This window comes from Phytopseudomonas daroniae, from assembly GCF_004327275.1.
Classification (GTDB): domain Bacteria; phylum Pseudomonadota; class Gammaproteobacteria; order Pseudomonadales; family Pseudomonadaceae; genus Aquipseudomonas; species Aquipseudomonas daroniae.
In genome coordinates this window covers 112746-127712 of record NZ_QJUJ01000007.1, presented here as the reverse complement: position 1 = coordinate 127712, position 14967 = coordinate 112746, and the positions used below count along the sequence as shown (strand labels likewise).

Here is a 14967-nt window from a genome sequence, read left to right as displayed (position 1 = left end):
CATGGCACTTTCCCCGCTCAATCAACGCCGTTTCGAACGCTTCAAGGCCCATAAACGCGGCTGGTGGTCGCTGTGGATCTTCCTCGCCCTGTTCTTCGTGACCCTGGGTGCCGAGCTGATCGCCAACGACAAACCCCTGGTGGTCAGCTACGACGGCGAACTGTACTTCCCGGTGCTCAAGCGCTACCCGGAAACCACCTTTGGTGGCGAATTCCCCCTGCAGGCCAACTACAAGAGCCCGTACATCCAGGATCTGATCGAGCAGAAGGATGGCTGGATGGTCTGGCCGCCGATCCCGTTCAGCTACTCCAGCATCAACTACGAGCTGAAAGTCCCTGCCCCCGCGCCGCCCTCGGCGGACAACTGGCTAGGCACCGATGATCAGGGCCGCGACGTGCTTTCCCGGGTGATCTACGGTTTCCGCATTTCCGTGCTGTTCGCCCTGACCCTGACCCTGGCCAGCTCGGTGATCGGCGTCGCGGCTGGTGCCGTGCAGGGTTTCTACGGCGGCTGGGTGGATCTGACCGGTCAGCGCGTCCTGGAGATCTGGTCCGGCCTGCCGGTGCTGTACCTGTTGATCATCCTGGCGAGCTTCGTGCAACCGAACTTCTGGTGGCTACTCGGCCTGATGCTGCTGTTTTCCTGGATGAGCCTGGTGGATGTGGTGCGTGCCGAGTTCCTGCGCGGCCGCAACCTGGAGTACGTGCGCGCCGCACGCGCGCTGGGCATGCGTAACGGCTCGATCATGTTCCGGCATATCCTGCCCAACGCCATGGTCTCGACCATGACGTTCCTGCCCTTCATCCTCACGGGCGCCATTGGCACCCTCACCGCTCTGGACTTCCTCGGCTTCGGCCTGCCGGCCGGCTCACCGTCCCTCGGCGAACTGGTGGCGCAGGGCAAATCCAATCTGCAGGCACCCTGGTTAGGGGTGAGTGCCTTCGCCGTGCTGGCCATCATGCTCAGCCTCTTGGTATTCATCGGCGAGGCCGCCCGCGATGCCTTCGACCCGAGGAAATAAGATGTCCCATCCCGAAAACCTCGTCGAAGTGCGTGACCTGTCCGTCGCATTCGTCAATGGCGACAGCCATCGGCAGGTCGTCAACAACATCAGCTTCGACATTCGCCGCGGCGAAACCCTGGCACTGGTCGGCGAAAGTGGCTCCGGCAAGTCGGTCACCGCTCACTCGATCCTGCGCCTGCTGCCCTACCCGCAGGCTCAGCACCCTAACGGCAGCATCCACTATGCCGACCAGGATCTGCTCAAACTCAGCGAGAAGAAGCTGCGTGGTATCCGTGGCAATCGTATCGCCATGGTGTTCCAGGAGCCGATGACGTCCCTGAACCCGCTGCACAGCATCGAGAAGCAGATCAACGAGGTACTCGCCCTGCACAAGGGGCTGAGCGGCAAGGCAGCCACCCGGCGCACCCTGGAGCTGCTGGAGCTGGTTGGCATTCCAGAGCCGCAGAAGCGCCTCAAGGCCCTGCCCCACGAGCTTTCCGGGGGGCAACGTCAACGCGTGATGATTGCCATGGCCCTGGCCAACGAGCCGGAGCTGTTGATCGCCGATGAACCGACGACCGCTCTGGACGTCACCGTGCAGTTGAAAATTCTCGAACTGCTCAAGGATCTGCAGGCGCGTCTGGGCATGGCCATGCTGATCATCAGCCATGACCTCAACCTGGTACGGCGTATCGCCCAACGCGTTTGCGTGATGCAGAACGGTGAGCTGGTCGAACAAGCTGACTGCGAAGCGTTGTTCAACAACCCGCAGCATCCCTATACCCGCGAGTTGCTGGCGGCGGAGCCGGATGGCAATCCGGTGGACACGGAAACTGCCGAGACCATGCTCGAAGTCGAGAATCTGCGCGTCTGGTTCCCAATCAAGAAAGGCCTGCTCCGCCGTACCGTGGATCATGTAAAGGCAGTGGACGGCATCAATTTCAGTCTGCAACGCGGCCAGACCCTGGGCATCGTCGGCGAGAGCGGCTCGGGTAAATCCACGCTGGGGCTGGCGATTTTGCGCCTGATCGGCAGCCAGGGCGGTATTCGCTTCGACAAGCATTCTCTGGATGGCTTGTCGCAGAATCAGGTGCGTCCGTTCAGGCGGCAGATGCAGGTGGTGTTCCAGGATCCCTTCGGCAGCCTCAGCCCGCGTATGACGGTAGGCATGATCGTCGGCGAAGGTCTGCGCATTCACGGCATCGGCAACGATGCCGAGCAGGAACAGGCCATTATCGAAGCGCTTCTGGAAGTAGGCCTGGATCCTGAAAGCCGCCACCGCTATCCCCACGAGTTCTCCGGTGGGCAGCGGCAACGTATCGCTATCGCTCGCGCCCTGGTGCTCAAGCCGGCATTGATCCTGCTGGATGAGCCAACCTCGGCACTGGATCGCACCGTGCAGCGCCAGGTAGTCGAGCTGCTGCGCTCATTGCAGACCAAATACAACCTGACCTATCTGTTCATCAGCCATGATCTGGCGGTGGTACGGGCGCTCAGCCATCAGCTGATGGTGGTCAAGCAAGGCCAGGTGGTCGAGCAAGGTGACGCTGAGTCGATCTTCCAGACTCCGCAGCACCCCTACACCCAGCAATTGCTGGAAGCTGCGTTCCTGTCGCCGGCTAGCAGCGCGTAGGCCTGCCATGGCGGCATGTAAAAGGCCCCGCCATCTTGCGACGCGGGGCCTTTTCTTTGCTCTGAGATAAGCGAGCCGAAGCACACAGCAGAAACACAAAGGCCCCGAAATCGGGGCCTTTGTTTAGTGAAGCAGGCAGTTGCGCTTAGAAGCGCTCGATGTCTGCCTTGCTCTCCAGTTGCTTGCGGAAAGCCGCGAAGTCCTGCTGGCCGCTGCGTGAGGCGAGGAAACGACGGTACATCGTCTTCTCCTCTTCGCTCAGCGCTTCCTCAGGTTCGCTGACGCCTTTCAGGCGTACCACCACGAAGTCCCCATTGCCCAGCGTTACACCACTGAACTCTGAGGTTTCACCAGCAGGCTTGGGCATGCGGAACAGCGCCTGCAGCACAGCCGGGTCGACACCTTCCTGATTGCGCGTGGCGGCTTCCACCACTTGCCACTCCGAACCTTCCGCCTGCGCCTTGCCATCACGCAGCTCGGCGACCAATGCCTCACCAGCGGCCTTGGCAGCCTCGCTGGCACGGGTCTGGGTCAGCTGATCGCGGATGCTGTCGCTCACCTGCTCCAGCGTCAGCTGTTGCGGCTTGCGGTGCTCCTTGACGCGAATCACCACCAGGGTGCTCGGGTCGAGCTCGATGACGCCGCTGTTGCTACCGTCTTCCAGCACTTCCTGGCTGAAGGCAGCCTGCAGCACTTGGCGGTTACCGGCAAGACCTTCGCCACCCTGGCGACCAATGGGCTCACTGGTCTGCACCTTAAGACCCAATTCCTGGGCTGGTTGCAGCAGATCCGAGGACTCGAACGCGGCGTCTTCCAGTTGCTTGGTCGCTTCGACGAAACGAAGCTCGACACGCTGAGCCTTGAGATCGGCCTCGAGCTTTTCCTGCATGCTGGCGAGCGACGGTACTTCAGGAGCCTGCACACCCAACAGCTTGATCAGGTGCCAGCCGAATTCGCTGCGTACCGGCGCCGATACTTCGTCTTTGTTCAATGCGTAGAGAGCATCCTCGAAGGCTGGGTCGTATACACCCTTGCCAGCGTAGCCGAGATCACCGCCATCGCTGGCGGAACCTGGATCCTGGGAGAAATCCTTGGCTAGTGCAGCGAAGTCTTCGCCTTGCTGCAGGCGTTTCTGCACGTCTTCGATCTGGGCTTTGGCCTGTTCGTCGCTGACGTCGCCGCCGACTTCGATGAGGATATGCGCCGCCTGACGCTGCTCAGCCAGGTTGGCGATTTCCGACTCGTACGCGGCTTTCAGCTCGTCGTCGCTGACCGAAATATCCGCGAAGAATGCATCTTTCTTCAACTCGACGTATTCCAGAACCACCTGCTCCGGGCTCATGAACTGAGACTGCTGAGCATCGTAGTAGGCTTTGATGTCGTCATCGCTGACCTGCACCGCATCGGTATCCACCTTGATGGTACGAGTCGCGAAGTCACGGGTCTGTTTCTCCAGCCGGGCGAATGCCGCCACTTCTTCGTCTGTGACGAAACCGCTGCCGGACAGACCGGCACGCAGCTGACCGATCAGCATCTCCTGCTCGAGCATCTGACGGAATTGCATGCGGGTGTAGCCGAGCTGACGAATAACCTGGTCGAAACGATCCGCATTGAAGCGGCCATCCACCTGGAATTCAGGCGTCTGTACGATCACCTGGTCGAGTGCAGGCTGAGAAAAGGCGAATTTGGCATCCGCAGCGCCCTGCAGCAGCAGGGAGCGCTCGATCAAACCTTTCAGCGAAGCGTCACGCAGCAGATTCTCATCCAGCAGTGAAGGGTCGAATTCCTGGCCGAGCTGCTGCAACAGCTGACGACGCTGCATTTCCACAGCCTGATTGAGTTCGTTCTGGCTAATCGCCTCGCCATTCACCTTGGCGGCATTCTGACTGTTGCCACTACCGGTGAAGATGGCATCGACCCCGGTCAGCGCCAACAGGGCGACGATCAGGCCGATGATGGTTTTGGCAATCCAACCCTGTGAATTGTCCCTGATATTTTGCAGCATGCTTCCCCCAGAACGACCACGTACTAAAAATGGCCGCGCAGCGTGGGTAAAATCCGGATAGAAGAAAGGCGCATCCTGGGATGCGCCTTCTCGTAACGTGCGAAGCGGATCGGGATCATCAAATCTACAATCCCCGGTGTGACAGACCTGATGGTCTTATTGCCGCCCCACAACCGAGCCGGGGTTAGCCGACCCGGCGGGCAAAGGCCCGAAGACGCTTAGTTAACGGCGTCTTTCAGGGCTTTACCAGCTTTGAAACCAGGGATCTTGGCAGCAGCGATGCTAATCGGCTTGCCAGTCTGCGGGTTGCGACCAGTGCGAGCAGCGCGCTCTTTGACAGCGAAAGTACCGAAACCCACCAGTACGACGGAGTCACCAGCTTTCAGAGCGCCAGTAACGGATTCAATCACTGCGTCCAGCGCACGGCCAGCAACAGCTTTCGGGATATCAGCAGATGCAGCGATGGCATCGATCAGTTCCGACTTGTTCACTCTAAGTCCCCTTAATTTCGGTTGAGTTTGTTTCTTGATTTTAATGGAAGCGAATCGGGTGCTGGATGGCTCTGCCGACACGGTAAGAACCGCTTTATAGCAAGGGCTCTAAAATTGTGTCAAGGAAGCCACCCGGCTAATGCGTGCTGATTCGCTCCTTGGAATCAGACTCGCGTTTTTCATCCTTTGCAACCAACTCCGGAGCCGCGTCTGGCAAGGGCTCCGGGGCGTATTGCAGCGCAATTTGCAGGACCTCGTCAATCCATTTGACCGGTTTAATCTGCAGGTCTTGCTTGATGTTCTCCGGAATTTCCTTGAGGTCGCGAATATTTTCCTGGGGAATGATCACGGTTTTGATTCCACCGCGATGCGCCGCAAGCAGTTTTTCCTTCAAGCCACCGATCGCCAGAACCTGACCGCGAAGGGTGATTTCTCCGGTCATCGCGACATCGGCGCGCACTGGAATTTGCGTCAATGCCGACACCAGCGCGGTACACATACCGACGCCCGCACTCGGGCCATCCTTCGGTGTCGCCCCTTCCGGCATGTGGATGTGGATGTCGCGTTTTTCGTAGAAATCCGGCGCCACACCCAGGCTTTGCGCACGGCTGCGCACCACTGTTTGCGCGGCTGTGATCGATTCGAGCATCACATCGCCCAACGAACCGGTCTTGATCAGATTGCCCTTGCCAGGCACCACCGCGGCCTCGATTGTCAGCAGCTCGCCGCCGACCTGAGTCCACGCCAGACCGGTTACCTGACCGATCTGATCCTGCTGCTCAGCGAGGCCATAGCGATGCTTGCGTACGCCCAGGAAGTCTTCCAGCGAGTCGGCCGTGACCAGCACATGGAAGCGTTTTTCCTTGGCATGCTGCTTGACCGCACGCCGGCAAACTTTGGCGATCTGCCGTTCCAGACTCCGCACACCCGCTTCTCGGGTGTAGTAACGAATAATGTCACGGATCGCCTCGTCCTCGAACTCCAACTCGGTTTTTTTCAAGCCATTGGCCTGAATCTGCTTGGGCGCGAGGTATTTGACGGCGATATTGACCTTCTCGTCTTCGGTATAACCCGGCAGACGAATCACCTCCATACGATCCAGCAACGCAGCCGGGATGTTCATGGAGTTGGCGGTGCACAGGAACATCACGTCCGAGAGGTCGTAGTCGACTTCGAGGTAATGGTCGTTGAAGTTGTGATTCTGCTCCGGATCGAGCACCTCGAGCAGTGCAGAGGCAGGATCGCCACGCATGTCCTGGCCCATCTTGTCGATTTCGTCGAGCAGGAACAGCGGATTACGTACGCCAACCTTGGTCATTTTCTGGATCAGGCGCCCGGGCATCGAACCAATGTAGGTACGGCGATGGCCGCGAATTTCCGCTTCGTCGCGCACGCCGCCCAGGGCCATACGCACGAACTTGCGATTGGTGGCGCTGGCAATGGATTCGGCCAGAGACGTCTTGCCAACGCCAGGCGGGCCGACCAGGCAGAGAACCGGCCCCTTGAGCTTCTTCACGCGCTTCTGTACGGCGAGATACTCGAGGATGCGTTCCTTGACCTCTTCGAGGCCGTAATGATCGGCATCCAGAATGCTTTCGGCGCGAGTCAGATCCAGGCGCACCTTGCTTTGCGCCTTCCACGGCACGTTCACCAGCCAGTCGATGTAGGAACGCACCACCGTGGCTTCAGCGGACATCGGCGACATCTGCTTGAGCTTGTTCAACTCAGCCTGGGCCTTGCCGTAGGCTTCCTTGGTAAGCCCGGCATTCTCAATGCGGCGCTTGAGCTCATCGAGCTCGTTGTGCCCTTCCTCACTGTCACCCAGCTCCTTCTGAATGGCCTTCATCTGCTCATTCAGGTAGTACTCGCGCTGGCTGCGCTCCATCTGTTTCTTCACGCGGCCGCGAATGCGTTTTTCAACCTGAAGCAGGTCGATTTCGGCATCCAGCAGGGCCAACACATGCTCGACACGGGTCGGCAGATCGACGATCTCGAGGATTTCCTGCTTCTGCTCGATCTTCAGCACCATGTGCGCCGCCATGGTATCGACCAGACGGCTTGGCTCATCGATGCTGTTAAGCGATGACAGCACCTCGGCAGGCACTTTCTTGCCTAGCTGAACGTATTGTTCGAACTGGCTAAGCAGACTGCGGGTGAACACCTCGGCTTCACGCTCTGGCGCGTCGATCTCGTCGAGCAACTGGACTTCGGCACGGCTATAGCCGTCAGCCTCGATGAACTGCTCGATTTCGCCGCGCTGCTCGCCCTCGACCAGCACCTTGACGGTGCCATCGGGCAATTTGAGCAACTGCAGAACGGTCGCAACGGTACCGACTCGGTAGAGCCCTTCTTCACTCGGTTCATCGTCAGCGGGATTCTTCTGGGCCAGCAGCAGGATCTGCTTTTCCCCATTCATCGCCGCTTCGAGCGCTTCGATGGATTTCTCGCGGCCTACGAAAAGCGGGATGACCATGTGCGGATAGACCACGACATCGCGCAAAGGCAGGAGAGGCAATTCGATGGTTGTCTTCATGATTTTGGCTCTACGGCGGCCTTGCGGCCGTAAACGGTGGGAGTACCCTTGGCCCTAAGATGGGGGTAGCCCCAAGAAAAAACAAGCACTGCTGTCGGTAAAAGCAAAGGGGCCCGCAGGCCCCTTGCTTTCAACAGATGACAAACGCGTTACGCGTCAGGCGCTGCCTTGGCAGGCGGCTCGATGTTTTCGTAGATCAGCAGCGGTTTGGAACTGCCATCGATGACACTTTCATCGATGACCACCTTGCTGACGTCCGATTGCGACGGAATGTCATACATGGTGTCGAGCAGTACACCTTCGAGAATCGAGCGCAGGCCACGGGCACCGGTCTTGCGCTCCAGCGCCTTGAGAGCCACGGCCTTGAGCGCGTCAGGACGGAATTCGAGATCCACCCCTTCCATCTCGAACAGCTTGCCGTACTGCTTGGTCAGCGCGTTCTTCGGCTCGGTGAGAATCTGCACCAGCGCAGCCTCGTCCAGCTCCTCCAGCGTTGCGATGACCGGCAAGCGGCCAACGAACTCGGGAATCAGACCGAACTTGACCAGGTCGTCCGGCTCGATCTCACGCAACGACTCGCCAATCTTCTTCTCGACATCCTTGGTGCGAACTTCGGCACTGAAGCCGATGCCGCCCTTGGTGGAGCGTCCCTGGATCACCTTCTCGATGCCGGCAAAAGCGCCACCGCAGATGAACAGGATGTTGCGCGTGTCGACCTGCAGGAACTCCTGCTGGGGATGCTTGCGGCCACCCTGAGGCGGAACGGAGGCAACGGTGCCTTCGATCAGCTTCAGCAGTGCCTGCTGCACGCCCTCGCCCGATACGTCACGGGTGATGGACGGATTGTCGGACTTGCGGGAAATCTTGTCGATTTCATCGATGTAGACGATCCCCATCTGGGCCTTCTCGACATCGTAATCGCACTTCTGCAGCAGCTTCTGAATGATGTTCTCGACGTCTTCACCCACGTAGCCGGCTTCGGTCAGGGTGGTCGCGTCGGCGATGGTGAAAGGAACGTTCAACAGACGCGCCAGGGTTTCAGCCAGCAGCGTCTTGCCCGAGCCAGTCGGGCCGAGGAGCAGGATATTGCTCTTGCCGAGCTCGACATCGTCCTTTTTCTCGCGCTGGTTGAGGCGCTTGTAGTGGTTATAGACCGCGACCGCCAGAATCTTCTTGGCCCGTTCCTGACCGATCACGTACTGATCGAGGATCGCGCTGATTTCCTTGGGGGCCGGCAGTTTGTGCGCGCTGCTCTCGGCCTGGGCTTCTTGCACCTCCTCACGGATGATGTCATTGCACAGGTCGACGCACTCGTCGCAGATAAAAACCGAGGGGCCAGCAATCAATTTGCGCACTTCATGCTGGCTTTTGCCGCAGAAGGAGCAATAAAGCAGCTTGCCGTTGTCCTCGCCGTTGCGGGTGTCAGTCATTCGATCAATCCAATACCGTAGGCTTAAAACACAAGATGGAGCCAAACCGGGGCATTTTCAAGCCCGATGTGCAGCTGACCGATCATTGCCGGTCAGCGTGCCTCCCTCTTCAGCCGATTTGCTCGCGACGGCTGTGTACCTTGTCGATCAGGCCGTAGTTGACGGCTTCCTCGCCGCTCATGAAACGGTCGCGATCGGTGTCACGGGCGATCACTTCGATCGGCTGGCCGGTGTGATTGGCCAGCACCTGATTCAGGCGCTCACGAATGAAGAGGATTTCCTTGGCATGGATTTCGATGTCCGAGGCCTGGCCCTGGAAACCGCCCAGCGGCTGGTGAATCATCATGCGCGAGTGCGGCAGGCAGTAACGCTTGCCCGCAGCGCCACCCGCCAGCAACAGGGCGCCCATGCTGCAGGCCTGACCGATGCAGGTAGTCGACACGTCAGGTTTGATGAACTGCATGGTGTCGTAGATCGACATACCGGCAGTCACCGAACCGCCTGGCGAGTTGATGTACAGGTGGATGTCCTTGTCCGGGTTTTCGGCCTCAAGGAACAGCAGTTGCGCGGCCACCAGGTTGGCCATGTAGTCTTCGACCGGGCCGATCAGGAAGATCACCCGCTCTTTCAACAGACGCGAATAGATGTCGTAGGCGCGCTCGCCACGTGCGGACTGCTCGACGACCATGGGAACCAGACCGCCTGCGGCCTGGATATCGGACATTTGCTGCATGAAAGGATTGTGCGACATTTCCAGCACTCGCTCCCTAATAAAAGTCATGTCTCGAAGACGCATAAGCCAGCACTGAGGCTGGCTTATGGTGTTCTCGAACGAGGTGAAGGAATCAGGCGGCCTGCGGAACTTCTGCCGGCTTGACTGCTTCTTCGTAAGAGACCGATTTGTCAGTCACATTGGCCTTCTGCAAAACAGTATCTACAACTTGCTCTTCCAGTACAACCGAACGAACTTCGTTCAGTTGCTGGTCGTTCTTGTAGTACCACGCCACGACCTGCTCTGGCTCCTGGTAGGCCGAAGCCATTTCCTGGATCAGCTCACGGACGCGGGCGTCATCTGGCTTGAGTTCGAACTGCTTGACCACTTCGGCAACGATCAGGCCGAGGGACACGCGGCGCTTGGCTTGTTCTTCGAACAGCTCGGCCGGCAGTTGATCAGGCTTGATGTTGCCACCGAACTGCTGAACGGCCTGCACGCGCAGATTGTTCACTTCGTTGGCGATCAGCGCTTTCGGCACGTCGACCGGGTTGGCAGCCAGCAGGCCGTCCATTACCTGGTTCTTGATCTTGGATTTGATCGCCTGGCGCAGCTCACGCTCCATGTTCTTGCGAACTTCGGTGCGGAAGCCTTCCAGACCGCCTTCCTTGATGCCGAACAGAGTGAAGAACTCGTCATTCAGCTCTGGCAGCTGAGGAGCGGAGACGCTGTTCACGGTTACGGTGAACTCGGCAGTCTTGCCAGCCAGATCGAGGTTCTGATAGTCCTCGGGGAAGGTCGGATTGATCACCCGCTCTTCACCAGCCTTGGCGCCGATCAGGGCGTCTTCGAAGCCCGGGATCATGCGGCCGGAGCCCAGCACCAGCTGGGTGCTGGTGGCGGAACCGCCAGCGAAGGCCTCGCCGTCGATCTTGCCAACGAAGTCGATGTTCAGTTGGTCGTCTTTCTCGGCAGCACGCTCGACAGCTTCGAAGCGGGTATTCTGCTTGCGCAGGATATCCAGCATGTTGTCGACATCGGAGTCAGCCACGTCAGCCTGCTGACGCTCGATGGCAATGCCTTCCAGGCCGCCAACCTTGATTTCCGGGAACACTTCGAAGGTAGCGATGAATTCCAGATCCTTGCCCTTCTCCAGCACTTTCGGCTCGACCGAAGGCTGACCAGCAGGAGTGAGCTTCTGCTCGGCAATGGCCTCATAGAAGGAGGACTGAATGACATCACCTACAGCTTCCTGGCGCGCATCAGCCTCGAAACGCTGACGAATCACGCTCATTGGCACTTTGCCAGGACGGAAACCAGGGATCTTGGCCTTCTGTGCAGTCTGCTGCAGACGCTTGTTGACCTGAGTCTCGATACGCTCGGCCGGCACAGTAATGCTCATGCGGCGCTCGAGAGCGGAAGTGCTTTCAACAGAAACTTGCATGGATATTCCTCGTTGCACAGACGTATGCCGGCCGTTTACCGACCCCATTTAAGGGCATGCATTCTAGAGGGAGGTGTTGCAGAAGTCACCCTAGATGCAGGTGGCAAACGGGAGGGGCGCTTAAAGATGGTGCGGACGGAGAGACTCGAACTCTCACGCCTTGCGGCGCTGGAACCTAAATCCAGTGTGTCTACCAATTCCACCACGTCCGCGTGGCAATACCTTTTACAAACAAAAACGCCAGGCTTTTAAGGGCCTGGCGTTTCAGAATATGGGGTGGACGAAGGGGATCGAACCCTCGACACCAGGAGCCACAATCCTGTGCTCTACCAACTGAGCTACGCCCACCATATTGCTTTGCTGCTTTACTTGTGCCGATTCACCTAGTGGCGCACCCGGCAGGACTCGAACCTGCGACCATCCGCTTAGAAGGCGGATGCTCTATCCAGCTGAGCTACGGGCACTTATCCATCCACTAGAGCAGACTTCAAGTTTCGGCTAGAGCGGCCACTTTCGTTGCTGCCTTTGCCGCTTTACCCTGTCACTTGCTGTGCTCGCCAAGTGGTGCGCATCTTATAGAGGCACCCCTGAGTCGTCAACACCCAAATCTAAAAAATTCAGTTAGATAAAGGAGTTACACCAAATCTGCTGTCTGGCGCCTTTGCCCTTCCTTAATGCCATGCGAGAATGCGCGTCCTTTTTCACTCCCTTTCAATGGTTAACCGAGCGCAATGACCGCACAACTGATAGATGGCAAAGCGATTGCCGCCAATATCCGCCAGCAGATCGCCCAGCGCGTCGCCGAAAGGCGTCAGCAAGGACTGCGCGCCCCCGGCCTGGCGGTGATCCTGGTCGGCAGCGATCCCGCCTCTCAGGTTTATGTCGCGCACAAGCGCAAGGATTGCGAGGAAGTCGGCTTCGTTTCCCGCGCTTATGACCTGAGCGCCGAAACCAGCCAGGACGAATTGCTGAGCCTGATCGACTCACTGAATGAAGACGCGACCATCGACGGTATCCTGGTGCAGTTGCCGCTACCGGCGCACCTCGACTCATCCCTGCTACTGGAGCGCATCCGCCCGGACAAGGATGTGGACGGTTTCCATCCCTACAACATCGGCCGCCTGGCCCAGCGCATGCCGCTGCTGCGCCCCTGCACACCCAAAGGCATCATGACCCTTTTGGCCAGCACTGGCGTCGACCTCTATGGCCTGCATGCCGTGGTAGTGGGTGCTTCCAATATCGTTGGCCGCCCCATGGCGATGGAGTTGCTGCTCGGTGGCTGTACCGTGACCGTGACTCACCGCTTTACCAAGGACCTGGCCGGTCATGTAGGCCAGGCTGACATCGTCGTGGTCGCGGCGGGCAAGCCCGGGCTGGTCAAGGGCGAGTGGATCAAGGAAGGCGCCATCGTCATCGACGTAGGCATCAACCGTCAGACCGACGGCAAGCTGATTGGCGACGTGATCTATGAGACTGCCCTGCCCCGCGCCGGTTGGATCACTCCGGTTCCAGGTGGCGTCGGCCCGATGACCCGCGCCTGCCTGCTGGAGAACACCCTGCACGCGGCCGAACACCTGCACGCCTGAGCATCGGGAGCGGCAGCCTCTGCCGCTCCCTGCTCTTTCACTTGCGTGCCTGCTCCCAGGATTTGAGCAGTTCCTCGTAGGCAATCGTCTCGCCCTTCGGTTTCTCGTTTGCCAGCTTCGGCTTGGGCGCGCCCGGCTGATCGAACCAGTATTGCGGATCACGTGGTTCATTGAGCTTGGGCCCGCACTCGCCCAGCACGTTGGAGCGCTCCAGACGACCCAGCATGGTGTCCTGGGCTTCGGCCAAGCCATCGAGGGCTTCCTGAGGCGTCTTGTCGCCGCTGGCAGCTTCGGCGATGTACTGCCACCAGAGCTGCGCCAGACGCGGATAGTCCGGTACGTTGGTGCCGGTAGGCGTCCATTGCACGCGGGCCGGGCTGCGGTAGAACTCCACCAATCCGCCAAGCTTGGGCGCCACGTCGGTCATGGCCTGGGAGTTGATGTCCGACTCGCGGATCGGCGTCAGGCCGACCAGGGTCTTCTTCAGCGATACCGTCTTCGACGTCACGAACTGGGCATACAGCCATGCCGCCAGGCGCTGTTTCTCCGGCGTGGAATGCAGGAACGTCCAGGAACCGGCGTCCTGATAGCCGAGCTTCATCCCTTCTTCCCAATACGGCCCCTTGGGCGATGGCGCCATGCGCCACTTCGGCGTGCCGTCTTCGTTCACCACGGGCAAGCCTGGCTTGGTCATGTCGGCGGTGAAGCCCGTATACCAGAATATCTGCTGCGCGATGTGCCCCTGGGCGGGTACTGGCCCTGATTCGGAAAAGGTCATGCCCTGGGCCTCGGACGGCGCATAGGCGCGCATCCAGTCGACGTATTTCTGGGTCGCGTAGACCGCCGCCGGCCCATTGGTGTCGCCACCACGCGCAACACTGGAGCCCACCGGGCGGCAGCCGTCCACGCGAATGCCCCACTCGTCCACCGGCAGGCCGTTGGGCAGCCCCTTGTCGCCGCCACCGGCCATGGAGAACCAGGCATCGGTAAAGCGCCAGCCCAGGGACGGATCCTTCTTGCCGTAATCCATGTGGCCGTAGACACGCTTGCCGTCGATTTCCTTGACGTGCTTGCTGAAGAACTCGGCGATGTCTTCGTAGGCCGACCAGTTCACCGGTACACCCAGCTCATAGCCGTAGAGTTCCTGGAACTTGGACTTCAGCTCCGGGCGCTCGAACCAGTCGGCGCGAAACCAGTAGAGGTTGGCGAACTGCTGGTCGGGCAGCTGGTAGACCTTGCCATCCGGGCCGGTGGTGAAGGAAATGCCGATGAAATCCTGCAGATCCAGGGTTGGCGAGGTCACGTCCTTGCCCTCGTTGGCCATCATGTCGGTGATCGACACCGTCTTGCCATAGCGAAAGTGCGTGCCGATCAGGTCGGAATCATTGACCCAGCCATCGTAGATGTTGCGCCCGGACTGCATCTGCGTCTGCAGCTTCTCGACCACGTCGCCTTCCTGCATCAGGTCGTGGGTCAGGCGGATGCCGGTGATCTCGGTAAAGGCCTTGGCCAGCACCTTGGCCTCGTATTCGTGGGTGGTCAGGGTCTCGGAGACGACCTTGATCGACAGGCCGCGAAACGGCTCGGCGGCCTTGATGAACCACTGCATCTCCTTGAACTGCTCCTCCGGGGTCAGCGTGGATGGGGTGAACTCCTTGCCGATCCAGCTGCGGGCCGCATCCTCGTGCGCGTCAGCCCAGGCCTGGGGCACGCTGGCACACAACGCCAGCAGCGCCGACAACGCCATGCCCTGTCGAATCTTGTTGTTATCGTCGAACATAGACACCTCCATTGATTATCAGACATAGCCCGACCAGCCGCGCCTTGGCGGCGCCCGGCCGGGCCGTTCACCCCCGGCGCATCACCAGCAGCAACCAGGCCAGCGCCGCCACGGACGCGATCCATACCGGCCAGTCGGTCGCACCTATAACCAGCAGATGCAGATAGGCGCTGCCCAGCAGACCGATGAACAGCCGATCGCCACGGGTCGTGGCAATGGGCAGGAAGCCCTTGCGCCTGACACTCGGCGAACGCAGCTCCCACACACTCATGAGCACCAGCAACAATCCGACCGACGCGAAGAACACGGCGGTCGGCAGAGTCCAGGCCATCCACTGCATGCGTAGCCTC

The 14967-nt window shown here is 59.5% G+C and carries 11 protein-coding genes and 3 tRNA genes; 3 read left to right on the top strand and 11 right to left on the bottom strand.

Annotated features, from left to right (window positions below):
- The first annotated feature begins 1 nt into the window (after position 1).
- Together DNK10_RS17075 and DNK10_RS17070 are read left to right on the top strand one after the other, a co-directional pair.
- Positions 2–1021, top strand: coding sequence for an ABC transporter permease (locus tag DNK10_RS17075; protein WP_131181730.1), 1020 nt, complete (start codon positions 2–4; stop codon positions 1019–1021).
- Between the two features lies 1 nt (position 1022).
- On the top strand, positions 1023–2636 hold the full coding sequence (locus DNK10_RS17070; protein WP_131192378.1) for an ABC transporter ATP-binding protein: 1614 nt from the start codon (positions 1023–1025) through the stop codon (positions 2634–2636).
- A 145-nt stretch (positions 2637–2781) separates the two neighbouring features.
- Here DNK10_RS17070 and DNK10_RS17065 read toward each other — a convergent pair whose 3' ends face one another.
- From DNK10_RS17065 to DNK10_RS17025, 9 genes are all read right to left on the bottom strand, one after another.
- Positions 2782–4641 carry a SurA N-terminal domain-containing protein gene (locus DNK10_RS17065; RefSeq protein ID WP_131192377.1) on the bottom strand — a complete coding sequence of 620 codons (1860 nt, stop codon included), beginning with the start codon at positions 4639–4641 and terminating at the stop codon, positions 2782–2784.
- A gap of 218 nt (positions 4642–4859) precedes the next feature.
- Positions 4860–5132, bottom strand: coding sequence for a nucleoid-associated protein HU-beta (hupB, locus tag DNK10_RS17060; protein WP_003239952.1), 273 nt, complete (start codon positions 5130–5132; stop codon positions 4860–4862).
- A gap of 136 nt (positions 5133–5268) precedes the next feature.
- Positions 5269–7665, bottom strand: a complete 2397-nt coding sequence (gene lon, locus DNK10_RS17055; protein ID WP_131181733.1) for an endopeptidase La — start codon at positions 7663–7665, stop codon at positions 5269–5271.
- A gap of 149 nt (positions 7666–7814) precedes the next feature.
- Positions 7815–9095, bottom strand: a complete 1281-nt coding sequence (gene clpX, locus DNK10_RS17050; protein ID WP_131181734.1) for an ATP-dependent Clp protease ATP-binding subunit ClpX — start codon at positions 9093–9095, stop codon at positions 7815–7817.
- 109 nt (positions 9096–9204) lie between these two features.
- On the bottom strand, positions 9205–9846 hold the full coding sequence (gene clpP / locus DNK10_RS17045; RefSeq protein ID WP_070887516.1) for an ATP-dependent Clp endopeptidase proteolytic subunit ClpP: 642 nt from the start codon (positions 9844–9846) through the stop codon (positions 9205–9207).
- A 94-nt stretch (positions 9847–9940) separates the two neighbouring features.
- A complete protein-coding gene (gene tig, locus DNK10_RS17040; protein WP_131192376.1) occupies positions 9941–11251 on the bottom strand; it encodes a trigger factor in 1311 nt (436 codons plus the stop codon).
- Between the two features lie 127 nt (positions 11252–11378).
- Positions 11379–11463 (bottom strand) — tRNA-Leu (locus DNK10_RS17035).
- A 60-nt stretch (positions 11464–11523) separates the two neighbouring features.
- Positions 11524–11599 (bottom strand) — tRNA-His (locus DNK10_RS17030).
- A gap of 39 nt (positions 11600–11638) precedes the next feature.
- Positions 11639–11715, bottom strand: a tRNA-Arg gene (locus DNK10_RS17025).
- Between the two features lie 267 nt (positions 11716–11982).
- Here DNK10_RS17025 and folD point away from each other — a divergent pair.
- A complete protein-coding gene (folD, locus tag DNK10_RS17020; RefSeq protein WP_131181736.1) occupies positions 11983–12837 on the top strand; it encodes a bifunctional methylenetetrahydrofolate dehydrogenase/methenyltetrahydrofolate cyclohydrolase FolD in 855 nt (284 codons plus the stop codon).
- A gap of 37 nt (positions 12838–12874) precedes the next feature.
- Here folD and DNK10_RS17015 read toward each other — a convergent pair whose 3' ends face one another.
- Positions 12875–14617: an ABC transporter substrate-binding protein gene (locus DNK10_RS17015; protein WP_131192375.1), complete on the bottom strand. Its 1743-nt coding sequence runs from the start codon at positions 14615–14617 to the stop codon at positions 12875–12877.
- Positions 14618–14684: 67 nt separating this feature from the next.
- Positions 14685–14957 (bottom strand): DUF2160 domain-containing protein, encoded by a 273-nt coding sequence (locus DNK10_RS17010; RefSeq protein ID WP_131181738.1) that lies wholly within the window; start codon positions 14955–14957, stop codon positions 14685–14687.
- Positions 14958–14967 lie beyond the last annotated feature (10 nt).